This is a genomic window from Hoyosella sp. YIM 151337 (assembly GCF_026041215.1).
GTDB lineage: Bacteria > Actinomycetota > Actinomycetes > Mycobacteriales > Mycobacteriaceae > Hoyosella.
Window position 1 is genome coordinate 43,890 of the sequence record NZ_JAPEIQ010000013.1, and the last position, 18,128, is coordinate 62,017.

The window sequence follows — 18,128 nt, forward strand, 5'->3', positions numbered from 1 at the left end:
CTGAAGCAGGCATTGGTGATGACGACCAAAGAAGTTCAGAAAGCGCGTGAACGCTTTCTCACAGATGGCGAGCCCGACGACAACGTGCGCGCGGCGATTCTGACGTCGTGGCGACGGTCGAAAGCCTTCAGCGTTCGTAATGATCGGCTCACCATGCCGTTTATCCGCGAGCCGAACCTGGATAGCCCTTTGATCCGAGCCGCCAGTCCGGTGCTGCAGCAGCTCGCCGACGGCCTCGCCGCAGAGCCCGTCAGTGTGATTCTGACTTCGGCTGACGGCGTGGTGCTGACCCGGATCAGTCCAAGTCACCGTCTCGAGCGAACACTCGATGCCGTAAACCTCGCGCCGGGTTACAGCTACGCTGAGGAATTTGTCGGGACGAACGGGATTGGCACCGCGATTGAGACGCGCAGTCCCACCCTGGTGATCGGGGCTGAGCATTATGCTGACTGCCTTGGTCAGCTGGCGTGTGCCGGCGTGCCGATCATTCATCCCGTTTCGGGGGCGGTCGCGGGCGTGCTCGACCTTACCGGATGGGTCGAAGACGGTGGTCCGCTCCTCGCTACCCTCGCTCGATCGGCCAGCCATCAGATTGAAGGACGGCTGCTGGAAGAGGCCAGCGCGGCGCAAATGACACTGCTCAACGCCTATCTTGCGGCCTGCCGCCGCGCGCCACAGCTCGGCATCCTCGCTCTGGGCGATGATGTGATGCTGATGAACCGCCGCCTCCGCTGGGCGCTCGATGTCGAAGATCAAGCTGCGCTTTTCGAACACGCGATTGACTCACTGCATGTGCGGGCCAGTGGAAGCCTCGTATGCACCTTGCCGAGCGGTCAGACCGTGCGTCTCACCCGTGCCGGCGTTCCCGAAGCGGGCACGCATCCGGACACCGCGCTCTTCTCAGTGCATCTCAACGACAAGCCCGCCATGCTCGCGCTTCCTCGCCACCCACAATCACGGCCACTGCCCGGGCTTGTCGGCGATAGCGCATCCTGGCGGCATAGTTGTGACGAGATTTCGCGTTGCGTAAGCGCCGGACAGTGGGTTGCGGTCAGTGGCGAACCGGGTTCAGGCCGATGCGCCGCGCTAGCCGCCGCAGTTGCGCACCTCAGCCCCGGCCGCGCGGCGCGTGTCCTCTCTGCCGCGGATTTCGCTGAAGGCGGCAACGGCGCAGAACTGCTCGATCAGGCGCTCGGTGAGGAGAATTTTCAGATCATCGTGCGCGACCTGGATGACCTCACCGAAGAGCAGCTCTCTACAGTCGCCGATAGCGTCCACGGACGTGAGCATGGCGGCTGGATCGGCGCCACAATCAGCGGCAGGGCTCACGACTCCAGTCTGGGTGCGCTGCTGCTTCCTTTCTTTGGGCAAACTGTCTCCGTCCCAGCGCTGCGCCACCGCATTGAGGACCTCATCGATCTTGTGCCGCACCTGCTCCGCCAGCTCAGCCGTGGCGCCGAAGTATCGCTGTCTCCGGACGCGTTGCGCCAGCTGCGAAAGTACTCGTGGCCGGGAAACGTGGCCCAGCTCAGAGACGTACTGCGAGAAGTGGTGCAGCGCCAGCGGACGGGTGTCATCGGGGTGCATCAGTTGCCCCCAATGTGCCGCGCGGTAAGCCGCCACGCCCTGACGCAGATTGAGGCACTCGAGCGGGATGCGATCGTCCGCAGTCTCGAGACGCACGGCGGCAACAAGAAGGCGGCGGCGACGGCACTGGGTATATCGCGAGCCACGATCTATCGGAAGATCAGGGAATTCGGAATTTCGCTGTGAGCTCCTGCACCCGGAGTGTCCGTATTTGAGACGGTCAGCGGCGCCTGCCGGTTTCACGATTGAGTTGTCACCACTCGTTGCGACTCGACGGAGACCGGCAATGGCCACCTCGCACCCTTCACCTCATCAGCTTTCCAGGCGTGTATGGCTTGTGGCGTCAGTGCGCGACATCCCGGAACCGGCGGATCGCCCGACTGTCCGTGATGATCTCATGCGGACGTGGCGGCCGGAGGGCGACTGCAGCTACCGCTGCGAGTACGGCAAACGGTGCGCCACGTGGGCCGAACTGCACGCACGGTTCGACCTAGTCGAAGTACCGGCCACCGACTGACGCGCGACGCCCATACTGGTCAATCATCGTTTGTCCCGGCAGTATGGTGATGACAAGCTCGATCGCTGATCCGGGAAGGTGCAACCATGTCAGGGGGCGCGCAAACGACGCATACTGATGCGTCCTTTTTCGCGGCAGCTGAACGGAAACTGGAAGGTGCCACCGAATCGGGCATGCTTCTGGTCGACCGCCGCCTGCGCATCCGGGGCCTCAACACCGCGTATACGCAATCCACGCTGCACCAGCGCAAGACGCTAATCGATCGGTCTCTCTTTGACTGTTTTCCCGACAGCCCGGAGAACCCTGACAAGGGGATGCCAACCGTGGCGGCCTCGCTTGAGCGTGTTTTGCGCACCCAGCAGCCGGACACATTGTGGGTGCAGCGCTACGACATACCTGATCCACACAATCCCGGCGCCACAGTTCCCAAAGTGTGGACGCTGGTGCACGAACCGCTGTTCGACCAATCTGGCCGGGTCGCGGGCGTCATTCAGCGAAGCGACGACCTCACCGCTCTGGACAATGCGCTGGCACGCTTCACAGCGCACGAATACAACACCGACTGCGACGCCTGGCACAAGCTTCTGGACCTGATCGGCCCGGGAGGCAACGCGATGCCTCGCTACCGACAGCGATATCTGGCCCTCGCACGCGAAAATCACCAGCTCAGAGAGGCGCAGAGGTCTCGCGCCGCGATCGAACAAGCCAAAGGCATTTTGATGGGGCAGCGCCGCTGTTCTGCTGCGGAGGCCTTCGAAATATTGCGGAAACTGTCGCAAGATACTAACCGGAAACTGCGGGACGTTGCCGCGGCACTCATCGAAGACACGGCTCAACAGACTCGGCAGTGAGTCCGGGCCGGAGGTCACTTCCATAAGGGACCGATGGCGCCTATCGCAGAAGGCCCGTTGCCGCGACCATTAGCGCATGACCACTTATCGTCGCCCAGCTACGAGCACCCGCGTCCGGCGCTTTGCCGCGATGCTGTACGAAACCCTCTGCGGGATCGCTTTGATCAAGATTCACGTGATCCTCGGCCGGCCACTGCGGAACTGGCGCACGACCTGGGGCACCACAGCTGCGGAACGGGACCGCACATACCCTGGCGACGACCTCGTCCGGGAACCGGGCTGGAGTTACACGCACGCCGTGACAGTCGCCGCTCCTCCAGCAGATGTATGGCCGTGGATCGTGCAAATCGGTCAGGGCCGCGGCGGCTTATACAGTTACGTGGGCCTCGAGAACCTCATTGGCTGTCGCATCACCAATACCGATTCAGTCTTGCCGGAGTTCCAGGAACTCCGGCCCGGAGACGCGATCCATCTGCATCCGAAGGCACCGCCGATACCGGTGGTGTTCGTCGAAGCTGACAGTCATCTCGTTATGCACGGCCACGATCCACAGACCAGCGAGGGCACTGTATGGGGGTTTCACCTGCTCCCCCACGATGGCAGCACCACGCGGGTCATCGAACGGGGCTGCTACAGCTACGGGCCGTCCCTGCGAAGCCGACTCACCTTCGGTCCCCTGCTGCTTGAGCCCATCAGCTTCGTCATGAGCCGAAAAATGTTGCTCACCATCAGGAAGCTCGCTGAACACCTAACGGTCAGCCGCCCTGAGCACGCAAGCGCCCCCATCCGTGCCAGCGATCGATCTCGATCCAGGCACTAACCCGCGGCCGGTCCCGGACCGGATACTGCTGGCCGGTGTAATGGCGCGCGATCCGATCGATATCACGCAGCCCCTCGTCATCGGCAAACTCAACCACACGGCCCTGAACACTGACGTGTGTGATCCAATCGTCAGGATCCATCGCGCTCACACTGACTCGCGGGTCGCTGCGCAGGTATTCGAGCCGCTTGCGCCCGGCGTCCATGTTCACGAGCACTCTGCCGTCCTCAAAGAGATACCACGTGGGTACAGACACGGGTTGCCCGTCGGGCCGCACCGAGCTGATCGTCGCGTAGTTCGGGCGTGCGAACATCTCTGCCGCATCGCTGGGCAGAGGTGGTTGAGGCATGATTATCCTTTCGTGGTGATTGACGCGTGTTGCGGTGCTAGCCCACAGACCTCGGCTACGATTTCGAGTGAGCGCAGCCACGCGTCCCGATCAACGGCAGCGGACAGCACGATAAGTTCGTCCGCGTGCGCGTGTTCTGCGAACTCATCGAGGTATTGTCTGACTTCATCTGGTGTGCCGACGGCTGAGTAGCGCGCCATCTGACGTACCTGCTGCCCGGCGGTCGAATGGAGCAGCAGCTCGGCCTCCTCGGCGGTGAAGCGCCGGCCGCTGTGTTTGCCCACGAGCCTGACGACGCGATGCCGCTGCGCAGCATCGAACAGACGCATCGCCTCAGCCGGTGAGTCCGCGGCGATGACGTTGACACCGGCCATCACGTATGGGTGCTCGAGTTGCTCGGAAGGCTGGAATTCTTTCCGGTACACCGCCACCGCCGCCTCGAGAGCATCTGGCGCGAAATGCGAAGCGAATGCATACGGTAAGCCGAGAGCCGCAGCGAGGCGAGCGCCGAAAAGCGAGGAACCCAAAATGTAGAGCGGCACTTTCGTTCCTGCTCCCGGGACCGCCGCCACACCCGGAATCCGTGATTCGCCCGCCAGGTAGGCCTGTAGTTCTAATACGTCTTGCGGGAATCTGTCCGCCGATGTGGCATCACGGCGCAGCGCACGCAGCGTGGTCTGATCCGTGCCTGGCGCCCGGCCCAGCCCCAGATCGATCCGGCCGGGATGCAGAGTCGCTAGTGTGCCGAACTGTTCAGCGATAACCAGCGGTGAGTGATTGGGCAGCATCACTCCCCCCGCCCCCAGCCGGATCGCCGAAGTGTGGGCAGCGATATGACCTATGAGCACGCTCGTCGCGGAGGAGGCGATCGATTTCATGTTGTGGTGCTCCGCGTACCAGATCCGCTTGTAGCCCCACCTTTCTGCGTGCTGCGCCAGGGTTACGCTAGCGGCGAAGCTGTCATTGACCGTTTCATCGTCGGCAACGGTGGCGAGGTCGAGTATTGAGAAGGCACACCGTCGTTTCAACACTAAGTTCCGTGGCAGTATTTCCGCCGCTGACCACTACGCTGACACCATGGCTGTCGCAACGACGAAGAAGGTGTCCCGCGCCGAGTTGCTCGAATTCGTCCGCACCCGCCATCACTGCGTGCTCGTCACGCGAAAAAGGGACGGTGGGCTGCAAATGTCTCCGGTCACTTCGGGCGTCGACAGCGAGGGCCGAATAGTCATCGCCACGTATCCAGAACGGGCCAAAACGCGCAACGCACGGCGTGATCCGCAGGTCAGCATCTGCGTGCTGTCGGACGCGTTCAGTGACGCGTATGTCCACGTGGAGGGAAACGCTGAAGTCCTTGACATGCCCGGCGCCCTCGAGCCGCTCGTGGAGTACTACAGGTGCATAGCGGGTGAGCATCCCAACTGGGATGAATACCGGGACGCGATGCGCGAGCAAGGGAAAAGCCTCATCCGCATCACGCCAACGGCGTGGGGTCCCATCGCTACCGGCGGCTTTCCGCCTGCACAGAACCGGACGTAAGGTCCCGCGGCCGGAAATCAGGGCCGAAGGCCTCTACCTGCTTACCGGGAAACGGAGTGCCCTTGGTGCTATGACCCGTATGGCAGGACAAGCACCCATCGTGCGGGATGCTCGCGGCGACGCGAACCTCGTCCGCCCCTGGACTCTCGCGTTCGTTGTCGGGGAACTCGCTGGCTTCATTCCGCCCGCTGTAGCCGGAGTGACGCTCGGCATGCTCGCCGCCCCCGATTTCGCTTTCGTCATATTCCTCACGCTGGCGGGCGTGGCGGAAGGTGCAGTGCTCGGCGCTGCCCAGGCGTGGGTGCTGCGGCGGTACGCGCCTGGAATCGACTCGCGGCAGTGGATCACCGCAACAGCTGCGGCCGCAGGCTTCGCATGGTTTATCGGGATGGGCACTAGCGTGATCGGTGGCTCGTCAACTGCGCCAGCGTGGGTGATGATCGTTCTGCTCTCTCCACTCTGGGTTATGGCACTTGTCGGTATGGGCTTTGCGCAATGGACGGTCCTGAGACAAACGGTCCCGCGTTCGGCCCGCTGGATTTGGGTTACCGCAGCGGCATGGCTGGCCGGCGTGACCATCCCCATCGTCGCGCTGTCGGCTGTCCCTGATGGATGGCCCATCTGGACCCACGGCGTAGTGGGGCTGGCAGCCGCTGTCGCCATGGGCCTCACTGTGGGGGCGCTCACTGGCCGTACACTCACCAATCTCCTGCTAACGCAGCGAATACATAGCGGTATTGCGGGTACGCGATCCGGGAGACCGTAGAGGAGGAGTCATATGCCCTTGCGAGCCCCCACTGCACAAAACCCGCTCGTTGCCGTCGTTACTGGTTCCGATTCCGGCATCGGCCGCGCGATCGCAGCGGAATTGGCAGCGCACGGTGTGAGTGTCGGCATCACATACAACTCTGACAAAGAAGGAGCTGAAGACACCGCGATGGAGGCACGCAAGAAGGGCGTGCGGGCGGCGGTGCGCCATCTTGATCTCTCGGACTTGCCGCGTTCGCCGCTGGCGGTTGACTCACTCGCAGACGAGTTAGGTGCACTGGACATCCTGGTGAACTGCGCAGGCACCGGTTCGTCGGAGCCTGCACTGGATATGCCCTACGAACGGTGGCGCGAGGTCGTGTCCGTCGACCTTGACGGTGCGTTTCTGTGCAGCCAGGTCGCGGCGCGCCGTATGGTCGCGCGAGGCGAAGGCGGCCGCATCATCAATATCACCAGCGTGCACGAACACGCTCCCCGCGTCGGAGCAGCACCGTATTGCGCCGCGAAAGCTGGATTGGGCGCGCTCACGAAAGTTCTCGCCCTGGAACTCTCCGAGTACGGCATCACCGTGAACTCCGTCGCGCCCGGGGAAATATCAACGCCAATGACCGGGCAAGATGACGTTGAACCAGCAAGTCAGCCACGGCCCGGGTACCCACTGAAGCGGCCTGGACACGCTCATGAAGTTGCTGCGGTGGTGAGTTTCCTTGCTTCGCCTGCCGCCGAATACGTGACGGGCTCGTCATACGTCGTTGACGGCGGAATGCTGCTCATGGGACCGCAGGCAAGCGGCGCACTCGAAACCGCTGCGTGGCGCGAGGGCTGACGTTTAGGGGTGCCGCCCGCTTGCGTGCCGAATGATTGCGTCCGGCGTGATGACGCCGGCGAGTCTGTGGCCATCCATGACTGCGACGAGATCGCGCCCGAACCGCAGCGGTACCTGCGTGACTAAGCTGCCAAGATCCGTCTCGAATCCCACGATTGCGTCGTCGGGCAGCTCGCGTGCGACGTCTCGGATGGGGGCAGCTGCCCGGTTGTCGCGGGCTGCATTCACCAGCTCTTCCAGGCTGACGACACCGACGGGCTGTCCATCGTAAGAAACGACGGGAAAAACGCCGCCGCGGCTGAGGCCAGGGGTGCTGGTGAGAAACGTTTCCACCTGCCACCATTCTGGCGCGACGTCAAACTGCCGGGTCATCACATCTTTGGCGAGCAGGCCAGCAAACTGCTGGCGCGCGGACGCTGCCGTTCGCTCGGCCGCGGCTGCCATCAGCATGAACCAGCCGATCAGCACCAGCCACAAGCCGCCGGCTGAGGCGAACACGGCTTGTACGAGGCCTAAGACGATGAAGCCGAACCCCAATGCGCGGCCAAAGCTAGCTGCTTTCAGCGACGCCTGTTCCCGGTCGCCGCTGCGCCGCCAAAGAAATGCGCGCAGTACCCGGCCACCATCGAGTGGCGCCCCTGGGAGCATGTTGAATACCGCGACTATCGCGTTCACAAGGCCAAGCCAGATGATCGCGGCGAGCACCAGCGGGTCGAACCACTGTCTGGTCAGGTACGCCGCGAGAAACGCAGCGACGGCGACACCGAGGCTTGCGAGTGGGCCTACGACGGCGATCCTGAACTCCGCGCGCGGGGTGCGGGGGTTCTCTGCGAGCTCGGCGACTCCACCGAGCAGCCACAGCGTTATCCGGGTGACTTTGACGCCATATGACTGCGCGACGAGTGCGTGTGCCAGTTCGTGCGCGAGCAGCGACGCCAGAAAAACTACCGCACCGATTACCGCGACAGTCCCGTAAGCGGCGGCACTGCGGCCCGGTACCGCTGACGGCAATATGGAAGCACCGAGAATGAACGTGATGAGCCCGAAAATCGCGAGCACCGACCAGTGGGCACCCACAGGTATACCTGCTGCCCGGCCGAGCGGAATCCTGCCACCCTGCATCGAGGCCTCCAATCTGACGCGTAAGTCCCATTCTCCGGGTTTTCCCGGCTGAAGACAGGAATGCGGCGACCGGGCCGCCAGACTTAGGCGAAATCGCTGACCACGAAGTCGCGGAACGCACGGACGGGCCGACTCAGCGCCGCGCCTGCCTTCCAGATGATGCCCACCTCGCGCATGGATCCCGGTCCGCTAAGGGGAACTTGCACGAGGCCTTCAGGCAGAAGGGGGCTCTGCTCGACGGGCATGATAGCGACCCCAAGTCCGGCAGCGACCATTCCCGAGATGGTGAACAGTTCGGAGGTTTCGAAGGTGATGTGCGGCTGAAAGTTTGCTGTCGCGCACAGCTCTTCCAGGATGCGCCGCATCCCGTAGCCGGGATGCATCGTGATGAACGGCTCGGCGGCAGCTTCGGCGAGGTCCACACTGTGTCTGCGCGCGAGCGGATGGTCCGCATGCACGGCGAGCGCAAGCTGCTGCGGTGTGAGCAGACTCCACGCGACCGCGGCAGACGTCGGGCGGGGTGAAACTATCGCGAGTTCGGTGTCCCCGGATTCCACCTTGCTGGCGATGGTGGCTGCCGCATCTTGCTCGAGTTCGAACCGGACACGGGGTTCTTGTGCACGAAACTCCCGGATTAGGCGCGGTATTAACCAGACGCCGAACGAGTGGAGAAACCCAAGGCGCACGGTACCGTGCGACGGATTGGCGAGGTCCTCGATGCGGCGGCATGCCGCGTCCAGTTCGGCCTTCGCGCGGCGGGCATGTTCAAGATAAATCTCGCCGTTGGTGTTCAGCTCGAGGCGACGGCCGTGCCGGCTGAACAGTGACGCGCCGACTGCGTGTTCGAGTCGCCGCAGCTGCCGTGACAGTGTGGGCTGCGAAATACCGAGTTCCTCGGCCGCTGCGGTGACCTGCCCGTGCTCTGCGACGGTAATGAAGAGGTGAAGCTCATCACTGTGACTGGGCATTGGCTGGACCGCCTATCAGTTTGTATACACAAAAAGCATACTATCCCATACATCCATGCATTTTCTTTTCCCGCGGTGCACGCGGACGATGCTGGTATGGCCGCAGTGATCGAGACCACCGCCAAACCCGAGGCGCACAAGCTGCGCTCGCGCGGGTACCGCCGGGTTACCGCCGCGTTGTTTGTCGCAGGTGTGGCGACGTTTGGATCGATGTACGCCACGCAGGCTGTTCTGCCGGAGTTCTCTCAGCAATTCGGCGCCTCGCCCGCCAAAGCTGCCCTCGCCATGTCGCTCACGACCGGCATGCTCGCCCTGACGATCATCCCGGCGAGTGCGCTCTCTGCGCGTTTCGGCAGGACTCGGGTGATGACGGTGTCGGCCTTGTCAGCCGCTGTCATTGGGCTGCTGGTCCCGCTCGCGCCGTCGCTGGAGGTGCTGCTGGCGCTGCGCGCAGCCCAGGGCGTAGCACTTGCCGGAGTACCGGCGGTCGCCATGGCCTATTTGGCGGAAGAGGTCGACGCCACCTCACTGGGGCGTGCGATGGGTCTCTATATCGCCGGAACAACCATTGGCGGCCTTCTCGGCAGAGTTCTCACTGCGTCGATGCTCGACGTCACGACGTGGCGCTGGGCCCTTGAGGTGGCTGCGCTGGTGGCGGCGTTGAGCGCGATCGCGCTTGTGCGCCTGCTTCCGGCATCGAGGCGGTTCGAGCCACAGCGGGTGACACCCGGCCGAGTCGCAAAGAACGTGGCGAACCACCTGAGATCGCCGGTGCTCCTCGCGCTCTGCACAGTCAGTTTTCTGCTGATGGGCAGCTTCGTCGCCGTCTTCAACTTTCTGAGTTATCGTCTGCTCAGCAACCCGTTCGGTCTCACCGCCACCCTCACCGGACTGGTATTCCTGTTCTATCTGGCGGGCACTTTTTCTTCTCCCCGGGCCGGGCAGCTCTCGGACCGCTACGGCCGCGCCATCGTCCTTGCCGGCTCGGTTGTCGTCATGCTGGCTGGGATTCTCCTCACAGTCCCCGATTCGCTCGCGGCCGTCCTCATGGGCATCGCTGTGTTCACGATGGGCTTCTTCAGCGCGCATTCAGTCGCGAGTAGCTGGGTAAGCCTCGCCGCCACCGAGCACCGCGCCGAGGCATCCGCACTGTACCTATTCAGCTACTACTTAGGGTCGTCTGTTGCTGGAGGTGGTGCCGGGGTCTTCTTCACGATGGGCGGCTGGCCGGCGCTCACGATGTTCGTCGGCGTGCTCATTGTTTGCGCCCTGCTTCTTGTCGCGTGGAGTGCGAGGGATGGTCGCAAGGTCTCAGCAGGGAAAGGCCTTTAGTCTCTTACAAAAGGAAGCTCCGCCGGTAGATTCGACGATGAATTAGCCGCTCACAGTGAGGTGTAAGTCGATGACGTCGTGGAAAGATCTGAGCCCTGCCCAGCGCGGTGTACTGCTCGGCGCTGCTTCTGTTCAGCTCAGCCTGGCTGCCGCCGCGTGGTCAGACCTGGCTTGCAGGCCCGCGACAGAGGTCAATGGTTCTAAAGCCAAATGGGCGGCGATCATCGCTATCAACTTCATCGGCCCCATCGCGTACTTCGCGCGAGGCCGCAAACGGTGATGTGACGCTACGTGCGCCGGGCCCCTGCCACGATCACACCCGCAGCGATAGCAGCGACTCCCCCGCCCACAATGCTGAATTTCAGCGCGGCGGCCCACCACGCCAGCTGCGGCCACGGCTCAGCCGGCGGTGCCAGCAATAGGTTCAGCAGCGCGACGTTTTCCACCATATCGAGCACACCAGCGACAATCTGCAGCAACGCGATCGCCCGGAGTGCCCGCACGTACCGTCCGAAGTGTTGTGCTACCCACAGACATCCGATCGCAATCGCGGGCACCCACACGGCGATGAACAAGAAATCAAGGCCCAGGTTGAAGGCTGCTTCGATTCGCCCGCGGTCGCCCCAGCTCTCGATGATCAGCGCTGCGGTCTCAGAATCTCCGGAAAATTCGAATGAGACGATGCCGTGGGGCGCCACGCTTGTGGTCAAGGTGCCACTTGTTGCCCACATCCCCGCGGACACAACAATAGTGGCAGCGAGGAACGCGAGAAACAATCGCCACAGCGTACGCGGATGCAAAGTGTGGATCCCGAACATAACTGGGATCCTGCCAGATTTCACTCCAGTTCAGCTTCGGCCACGAACTCGCTGGCACGCTGCGGTTCACACAGCACTGCAGTGAGAAGATGCCTGCGTTCCCATCGCCCTGCCCCCCACGCCAGCGCCCGCGCAAGCCCCCCAGGGGTAGAAGCATGAAGTTCACCATCGACAACAACCCACTCAACCGGCGCGCCGTTCATGAGGAGACTGTCGTGCTGCATGTACGTCTGGGCTGCGCCGGGGAGGAACAGGTGCACCACCTCCGGGACCTCGCGCACACTTCCATTCGGCGCCACCGTTTTTTGTATCTCTTCACTTGCAAGCGGGATGTCGAGCACGTCAGCGAGCGAAGCAGCGCTGTGCAGTGGCGCGAAGATCAGTGGCTGCTGCGCGAGAAGCGGCAAGAGATCCGGCTGATCGACGATCAGCACATCGTCGGCGTCTGCGATGACAAGCTTGCCGTCCTGCACTGCCCGGACGCGCTCAGGGGGCGTCACCAGATCGGGTTCGACCTGTGCAAGTGCGGCCCAAATGGCGTGCAGCGCTGCGCGATCAAGGGTGCGCCGGGGGTCAGCTAGCCGCGCCAGGAGGTCATCCGCACCGCCCGAGTCGCGGACTACCTCACGGAGGTGCTGCCTGATCCCGATGGCGTGTGCAAGCTGAGCATCAAGCGGGTCCGGAAGTTCATCGAAAAGTTGCCGTATTTCGGCGTCGGCGTCGGCGGTCCGGTAATGCGTGAGAGGTCTATTGTCGATGCGTGCGCGGGTCCGCAGCCACCACGCTGCATGGGAGGGCACGTCGTGCACCCCGCCGTCCGCGCTGACCACTCGCACTGCGGTTGTGACAGTCTGGCGGAGATCCGGGTCTGCGAGCAGCGCACACGCTTCGCGCCATTTTCGGTCGTCGACGAGGTCGAGATCCGCAATGCACCCGAGTTCCGGGATCATTGGCGGTACCGCAGAGGCACCGATCAGGCTGAGAACATAATCGCCCCACTCTTCGATCCCGTCGATCGCACCGCTAAATACCTCGTCGAGGTCACCTGGCTCACCGGTAAGTTCGACGTCGGACGCCCGCCGGAGCGTGAAGGTCCAGAGTGCCCCCGCCGCGCGCAGGACAGCTGTGCCGTGCCTGTCGACGACTTCGGGGTGAACACGTGTGAGGGGTGCGTCATCGGCAATGACCGCCTCGAGTGGTGCCCCGGCGATAAGCAATTCACCCGCCGGCACGTACTCGTCCTCTTCATCGCGAAGTGCGAGTTCAGCGAGCCATGGCACGTCGTCACTGGTGAGTCCGGCTTCCGAGGCGAGCGCGAGCACCGCGCGGGATATCTCTTCTGGACGGTGATGGTCAACCGAATCGCGGACGAGAGCTTCGGTGAGCGGATCCATCAGCGCTGTCGCGGCGGTCAGCTGGGTGGCTCCGAGCCGGTCGAGCAGTGGGTCGACCGCGTCAGGATGCACGATGCGTAACCCGAGCGCGGCTAGGTTATCTGGCGTCAGGTCACCGCTGTTGGCATGTGGAGGCAACAGAACGCTTCGCGCACCGCGCACGAGTCTGCCATCCGCGAGGGGAATCGGGAGCGCTCCAAGCTCACCAAGGTCTGCCCCATGGGCGGCATCCGCTCGAATGGCGGCATACACGGCCGACCACCACTCGGGCGGATGTGCGCGGTCAGCGAGAAGGTCGGCTGTCGCCGCGAGATCTAGCCTGCGTATGTCGAGCGCACGCAATTGCGGTATCCGCGGGTCCCAATCCCCGGGGAGAAGTCCCGTGACGATCGGAGCCAGCACGCCCGCGAGGTGCGGTGCTGCTCTGCCGGTCCCGATGTCGAGCACGATCGAATTGCGCGGGGTAACACGCTGGCCCTCGTGCGTCTCCAAAAAAGGTGTGTCGCGGACTCGCTGTGAAATATCCTCGCGCAGTGTCGATTCGAACCAGCCGCCAGAGAGTGTGGCGACGGGAACGAGGTGCAGCGCGGCCGAACCGCTGAGCCTGGTCATAAGCTCGGCGTACGCGTCGGCCGTTGCGCGGATGAGGAACTCCGTTGCGGGGCCTGGCTGGACGTTGCGGCGATCTGCGCTGAGCGGAAACGTCGCGATCAGCAGGGCAGGGAGGGAGAGGGCGGTATCGCTGGGCGTTGGTGCGTACACGACCGGCGCGACGTCTTCGGGGAGCGGACCAATGCTGCCGTCTCGCGTCACGGGCACTGCCCACTGAACGACCCACGTGGTGTGGTCACGTTCTTCGCGCGGGCGGTCCGCAAGCATCGCGGGTATGAATGCACCCGTCCGCCGCACGGTTCGCCACCGCGTACCGACGCCGTCGACCGTGGTCGTGAAATCAGCGCCAGCCGTGTCGCTTACGCGAGTGAGCGTGCGCGACTGGCCGCCGATATCGATAACGACTTCGGCGAGGCCTTCCATTGCAATGAGCAGTGCCTCACCGGTCTGCTCAAGCAGCGTGCGAACCCGCATGCGGTCGTCCTCCGAGCGCAGTGTAAGGGTCACGACGGTGTCGTAGCCGGGCTCGGTGGCGGGTGGGGCCGGGAAGGGAAGGCGCAGGGTCGGAACGTGCCCATTCCGGCGCTCGACTTCACTTCTGAGAGCGGGGTTGTCTTGCGTGACGGTGGCGACTGCGTCGCGTGCACGCTGCTGTGAGTACAGCAGCGCGTGTCCGTGCGAGGTGACGTTGATGTCGTCGCTGACGGCGGCAACGGCCGAGAAACCAACTCCGAAACGGCCAGTCGCGTCACCGCTGTGCCGTTTAGACGAGGCTCGCAACGTTGACAGTGATTCTGCGCCTTCGGCTGTGAGTGGCGCTCCGGTGTTCGCGGCGGTGAGTCGAAGCCCGTTGAGCCTGAACAGCAAGCGACCTTGCACTCCCGCGCGCCGAGCCGCATCCGCAGCGTTTTGTGCGAGTTCGATGATCAACCGGTCACGGTAGCCGCTCAACGCGAAATCTTCCTCCGCGTTCGCGTCTTCCCGGAAGCGGGCCGCCGAGTCAGCCCAGGCAGCAAGTACGCGGCGGCGCAGTACAGCTGTACTAAAGGGGTCGGCTGTCTCCGCACTATCGTTCTTAGCCGCTCCAGGATCGTTTCGTGTCACGGCACTAGCTTGCCAGGTACCAGTGCGCTTGTAACAGAGCGATCGCTCTGTTACAGTTCGGGCATGGCCCGGCCCAGGCTTCACGACCCCGATGAGGTGCTCGACACCACAGAACAGCTCATCGCACGGTCTGGCCCCGCAGCGGTCACCATCCGCGCGATCGCCGGGGCCACCGGTATGTCCAACGGTGCGCTCTACCACTCGTTTGGATCCCGCTCCGGACTGGTGGGCCAAACCTGGATACGCGCCGCGCGCCGATTCCTGGAAGTGCAGGCAGAGTTAGTCGACGCTGGCCTCAGCGCCGGCGGCGGTTCGCAGCCCGCGGCGCGCGCCGTAGTTGGGGCAGCTGACGCACCCGCAGTTTTCGCGGAACGGTTCCCCGCGTCGTCGGTAATCCTGCACGCCCTCAGAAGAAGCGACCTCCTCGGGGACGGTCTTCCCGAGGACATATCAGAGGAGATCAGCAGACTCGAACGGCAGCTTATTGGCCTGATGATTCGGCTTTCCGTCGCGATGTGGGACCGCAAAGACGCAGCGGCGGTCGACGTGATCACCACCTGTGTGGTCGACCTCCCCACCAGCATCCTGCTGACCAGAGACCGCCTCGGGAAACCCACTGCGCGTGAACACCTTCGCGCAGCTGTGCGTGCCATCCTCAGCGTCGGTCCGCCACCTGTCGAGTCCGTCCCCCGAATTCAGGAGATGTCATGACCCCAACTCTCAGCTATTCCGACAAGATCGCGGTACTGGACCTCGGCGACAGCGAGAACCGGTTCTCGCCGGAGTTCCTCGACACGGTCAGTACACACCTCGACACCGTCGTCAGCGAGGGTGCGCACGCCCTCGTCACGACCGCATCCGGAAAGTTCTATTCGAATGGTCTAGACCTCGAATGGCTAGGCGCACACGGTGACCAATTGCAGAGCTATGTCAATCGCGTGCACGCGCTCTTCGCTCGTGTCCTTGCTCTGCCGATGCCCACCGCTGCGGCGATTCCCGGGCACGCTTTCGGTGCGGGAGCTATGCTCGCGATCGCTCACGACTACCGGGTGATGCGCGCCGACCGCGGCTTCTTCTGCTTCCCCGAGGTTGACATCCACATCCCGTTCACCACCGCGATGGCGGCACTGATTCAGGCGAAGCTCACACCACAAGCAGCGGTCGCCTCGATGACTACCGGACGCCGATTCGGCGGCGTCGACGCACAAACCATCGGCATCGTCGATGCCACAGCTGCTGAGGGTGCGGTGACTGACGCGGCAATCGGCCTGATTTCTGCACTGGGCGGCAAGGACCAAACCACGCTCGCAGCGATTAAGAAAACGATGTTCGAACACGCGCTTGCGCACCTCACCGCGACCTGAGAAGGGGTGGAGGGACAAGCCGAACGGTACGCAGCAAGCTGACAGCGGCCGCGGGAAAGAGCAGTACCGAAACAAGTCCTGCCAGGACGAGCGCAGCGGCCGTTTCACCATCGATGAGGTCCATCTCTCGCCCGATCTGGGCCGCGGTAAGCAGAAACGGCAGCGACGTCGCCTGCAACAGCGCGACGGCCACCGCCTCCCGGCGGCTCACCTCACCCGCGTACGCCACCACGGGAACGCCGCGAACAATGAGCAGCGCAGCGAGAAACAGTGGCACCCTCATCAGGGCGGAACTGTTCGCCAGCAGCGACCCGACGTCGATCGCGGCACCGCTGGCGACAAAAAAGACCGGTATGAGGAAACCGAAGCCTAGCGCTTCTAACTTGACCGGGTACCTGGGGTGCGTCCGTTCAGGTTCGGGATCGAGCACACGCACAAGCACACCAGCGAGAAACGCTCCAAGAATCGCCTCAAAACCCACGGCGTCGGCGACGTACGCCAACCCGGCTACCAGTAGCACTGTGAGCCGCACCCTGATCTGCGCACTGGTATCTGCGCCGCGCTGGATGATCGCCGTGACGCGGCGGGAATGGGTCAGGCCGGCGATCGCGGCACCAAGTGCGGTGATGGCGAGCGCGAGCAGGGCCAGCAGCAGCACCCGGCCGGGAAGAGGTGCGTCTGTCCCCGCGAAACCAACCGACAACAACACCACTGCGGTGATGTCTCCCGCGGATGCACCGGCGATCGTGATCTTGCCAACGGATGTTGTGCGCTGCTGTGCGTCAGCGAGCACTGGCACGATGAGACCGAGTGACGTTGCGAGCAGGGCCACCGCGAGGAGCGGTGTGCCACGTATCCCAAGAAGCGCGAAAACCGCACCTGCGGCTAATGCCAGCCCGATCGATAGCAGGAGGGAGACAGCGACGTGGCGTGCAAGTGTGCCCCGAAAGCGGCGCGGGTCGATCTCATGGCCGGCAACGAACAACAGGAATGACAGCCCGAGCAAGGCGACCACACGAACTGTGCCGTCGATTTCGATCCAGCCCAGGCCGAATGGGCCAAGCGCGATTCCCGCACAGATCTCACACAGTGCGACCGGGATGAGAACGATCCGGGCGGCGCCGATCAGCAGCGGAATCACTCCCGCTATAACGAGAACGATAACCAGGCTGGCACTCATGGCGACCGCCTCTCCCAGAAATGCAGTGACATTTCCTCAGTGCCTGGCCACAGTGCGCGCGTTACAGCCAAGCCACCACCTTTTCTGCTGCCGCAGGGGTGTGGGGAAGGGCGAATGTAACGCTCGGCCTACCGACAGGCACTGAGTGTGCAGGCACCCCCTGCCGAACCCCAGACTCAAGGAGTACTCATGTTCGCTGGCCCAACAACTGCCCCCGCTCGCTATCACGACCTGCGCGCGCTTTTCATCAATTGCACTCTGAAACGCTCACCCGAGCGCAGCCACACTGAAGGTCTGATTGACATCAGTGCCGGAATCATGCGTAAGAACGGCGTGCATGTTGATGTGATTCGCGCCGCCGATCACGACATCGCGATCGGCGTCTGGCCAGACATGACGGAGCATGGCGCGCGCGTGGATGAATGGCCCGCCATTTTCGAGCTGGTGAAAGCGGCGCACATTCTCGTCCTGGCAGGGCCCATTTGGCTGGGTGACAATAGCTCGTGGATGAAAATTATCCACGAGCGGCTGTACGGCTGCTCACATCTGCTCAACGAATACGGACAGTACCTGTACTACGGCCGCGTGGGAGGGTGCCTCATCACCGGGAATGAGGACGGCGTCAAGCACTGTGCGATGAACACCCTGTACACACTCCAGCACATCGGATATGCCATCCCGCCACAAGCTGACGCTGGCTGGATCGGTGAGGCTGGACCTGGGCCGTCGTATCTCGACCCCGGATCCGGCGGTCCGCAAAACGACTTCACCAACAGAAACACGACCTTCATGACGTGGAATCTCATCCATTTCGCACGCATGCTCGCGGACCAGAAGGGAGTGCCAGCGCATGGGAATCAGCGCTCGGCGTGGGACGCAGGTTGCCGGTTTGACTTCGAGAATCCCGAATATCGATAGAATTCTCCCGTGGGTGTTCATTTCTGCGCGCGTCGTCGATGCTGAGGTAACAGGCGCCT

General features: G+C 63.2%; 19 protein-coding genes. 12 read left to right on the top strand and 7 right to left on the bottom strand.

Annotated features, from left to right (window positions below):
* The first annotated feature begins 18 nt into the window (after positions 1–18).
* The 4 genes from ONR57_RS06315 (at position 19) to ONR57_RS06330 (ending at position 3,775) form a co-directional block, all read left to right on the top strand.
* Complete coding sequence (locus tag ONR57_RS06315; RefSeq protein WP_265122245.1) at positions 19–1,773, top strand: sigma-54-dependent Fis family transcriptional regulator; 1,755 nt, start codon at positions 19–21, stop codon at positions 1,771–1,773.
* 100 nt (positions 1,774–1,873) lie between these two features.
* Entirely contained in the window at positions 1,874–2,104 is a 231-nt protein-coding gene (locus ONR57_RS06320) for a hypothetical protein (RefSeq protein WP_265122246.1), read from the top strand.
* 86 nt (positions 2,105–2,190) lie between these two features.
* Positions 2,191–2,955, top strand: a complete 765-nt coding sequence (locus ONR57_RS06325) for an ANTAR domain-containing protein (protein ID WP_265122247.1) — start codon at positions 2,191–2,193, stop codon at positions 2,953–2,955.
* Between the two features lie 76 nt (positions 2,956–3,031).
* Entirely contained in the window at positions 3,032–3,775 is a 744-nt protein-coding gene (locus tag ONR57_RS06330) for a hypothetical protein (protein ID WP_265122248.1), read from the top strand.
* Here ONR57_RS06330 and ONR57_RS06335 read toward each other — a convergent pair.
* Both ONR57_RS06335 and ONR57_RS06340 read right to left on the bottom strand, forming a co-directional pair.
* Complete coding sequence (locus tag ONR57_RS06335) at positions 3,711–4,124, bottom strand: PPOX class F420-dependent oxidoreductase (protein ID WP_265122249.1); 414 nt, start codon at positions 4,122–4,124, stop codon at positions 3,711–3,713. The genes ONR57_RS06330 and ONR57_RS06335 overlap by 65 nt on opposite strands.
* Positions 4,125–4,126: 2 nt before the next feature.
* Positions 4,127–5,152: an LLM class flavin-dependent oxidoreductase gene (locus ONR57_RS06340; RefSeq protein WP_265122251.1), complete on the bottom strand. Its 1,026-nt coding sequence runs from the start codon at positions 5,150–5,152 to the stop codon at positions 4,127–4,129.
* Positions 5,153–5,201: 49 nt separating this feature from the next.
* Between ONR57_RS06340 and ONR57_RS06345 the strand changes: the two genes are divergently transcribed.
* The 3 genes from ONR57_RS06345 (at position 5,202) to ONR57_RS06355 (ending at position 7,257) form a co-directional block, all read left to right on the top strand.
* Complete coding sequence (locus ONR57_RS06345; RefSeq protein WP_265122252.1) at positions 5,202–5,663, top strand: PPOX class F420-dependent oxidoreductase; 462 nt, start codon at positions 5,202–5,204, stop codon at positions 5,661–5,663.
* Positions 5,664–5,733: 70 nt separating this feature from the next.
* Positions 5,734–6,429 carry a hypothetical protein gene (locus ONR57_RS06350; protein ID WP_265122253.1) on the top strand — a complete coding sequence of 232 codons (696 nt, stop codon included), beginning with the start codon at positions 5,734–5,736 and terminating at the stop codon, positions 6,427–6,429.
* A gap of 12 nt (positions 6,430–6,441) precedes the next feature.
* Positions 6,442–7,257 carry an SDR family oxidoreductase gene (locus ONR57_RS06355; protein WP_265122254.1) on the top strand — a complete coding sequence of 272 codons (816 nt, stop codon included), beginning with the start codon at positions 6,442–6,444 and terminating at the stop codon, positions 7,255–7,257.
* Between the two features lie 3 nt (positions 7,258–7,260).
* Here the strand turns inward: ONR57_RS06355 and ONR57_RS06360 are convergent, their stop codons facing one another.
* The gene (locus tag ONR57_RS06360; protein WP_265122255.1) at positions 7,261–8,379 is read right to left on the bottom strand and encodes a site-2 protease family protein; all 1,119 of its coding nucleotides are present in this window, start codon (positions 8,377–8,379) and stop codon (positions 7,261–7,263) included.
* An 83-nt stretch (positions 8,380–8,462) separates the two neighbouring features.
* The gene (locus tag ONR57_RS06365) at positions 8,463–9,347 is read right to left on the bottom strand and encodes a LysR family transcriptional regulator (RefSeq protein ID WP_265122256.1); all 885 of its coding nucleotides are present in this window, start codon (positions 9,345–9,347) and stop codon (positions 8,463–8,465) included.
* A gap of 96 nt (positions 9,348–9,443) precedes the next feature.
* Here ONR57_RS06365 and ONR57_RS06370 point away from each other — a divergent pair, with 96 nt between their 5' ends.
* A complete protein-coding gene (locus ONR57_RS06370; RefSeq protein ID WP_265122258.1) occupies positions 9,444–10,679 on the top strand; it encodes an MFS transporter in 1,236 nt (411 codons plus the stop codon).
* 70 nt (positions 10,680–10,749) lie between these two features.
* Complete coding sequence (locus tag ONR57_RS06375; protein ID WP_265122259.1) at positions 10,750–10,959, top strand: PLDc N-terminal domain-containing protein; 210 nt, start codon at positions 10,750–10,752, stop codon at positions 10,957–10,959.
* Between the two features lie 7 nt (positions 10,960–10,966).
* Here the strand turns inward: ONR57_RS06375 and ONR57_RS06380 are convergent, their stop codons facing one another.
* Positions 10,967–11,497, bottom strand: coding sequence for a hypothetical protein (locus ONR57_RS06380; RefSeq protein WP_265122260.1), 531 nt, complete (start codon positions 11,495–11,497; stop codon positions 10,967–10,969).
* 20 nt (positions 11,498–11,517) lie between these two features.
* On the bottom strand, positions 11,518–14,607 hold the full coding sequence (locus ONR57_RS06385) for a sacsin N-terminal ATP-binding-like domain-containing protein (protein WP_265122261.1): 3,090 nt from the start codon (positions 14,605–14,607) through the stop codon (positions 11,518–11,520).
* Between the two features lie 63 nt (positions 14,608–14,670).
* Here ONR57_RS06385 and ONR57_RS06390 point away from each other — a divergent pair, with 63 nt between their 5' ends.
* A complete protein-coding gene (locus tag ONR57_RS06390; RefSeq protein WP_265122262.1) occupies positions 14,671–15,318 on the top strand; it encodes a TetR/AcrR family transcriptional regulator in 648 nt (215 codons plus the stop codon).
* The gene (locus ONR57_RS06395) at positions 15,315–15,971 is read left to right on the top strand and encodes an enoyl-CoA hydratase-related protein (protein WP_265122263.1); all 657 of its coding nucleotides are present in this window, start codon (positions 15,315–15,317) and stop codon (positions 15,969–15,971) included. Before ONR57_RS06390 ends, ONR57_RS06395 begins: the two co-directional genes overlap by 4 nt.
* On the opposite strand, the gene ONR57_RS06400 is transcribed toward ONR57_RS06395, so the two are convergent.
* On the bottom strand, positions 15,958–17,151 hold the full coding sequence (locus ONR57_RS06400; protein WP_265122264.1) for a cation:proton antiporter: 1,194 nt from the start codon (positions 17,149–17,151) through the stop codon (positions 15,958–15,960). The two genes, ONR57_RS06395 and ONR57_RS06400, sit on opposite strands and share 14 nt — an antisense overlap.
* 189 nt (positions 17,152–17,340) lie before the next feature.
* Here ONR57_RS06400 and ONR57_RS06405 point away from each other — a divergent pair, with 189 nt between their 5' ends.
* Positions 17,341–18,069, top strand: coding sequence for a flavodoxin family protein (locus ONR57_RS06405; RefSeq protein ID WP_265122265.1), 729 nt, complete (start codon positions 17,341–17,343; stop codon positions 18,067–18,069).
* The last annotated feature ends 59 nt before the right edge of the window (positions 18,070–18,128 follow it).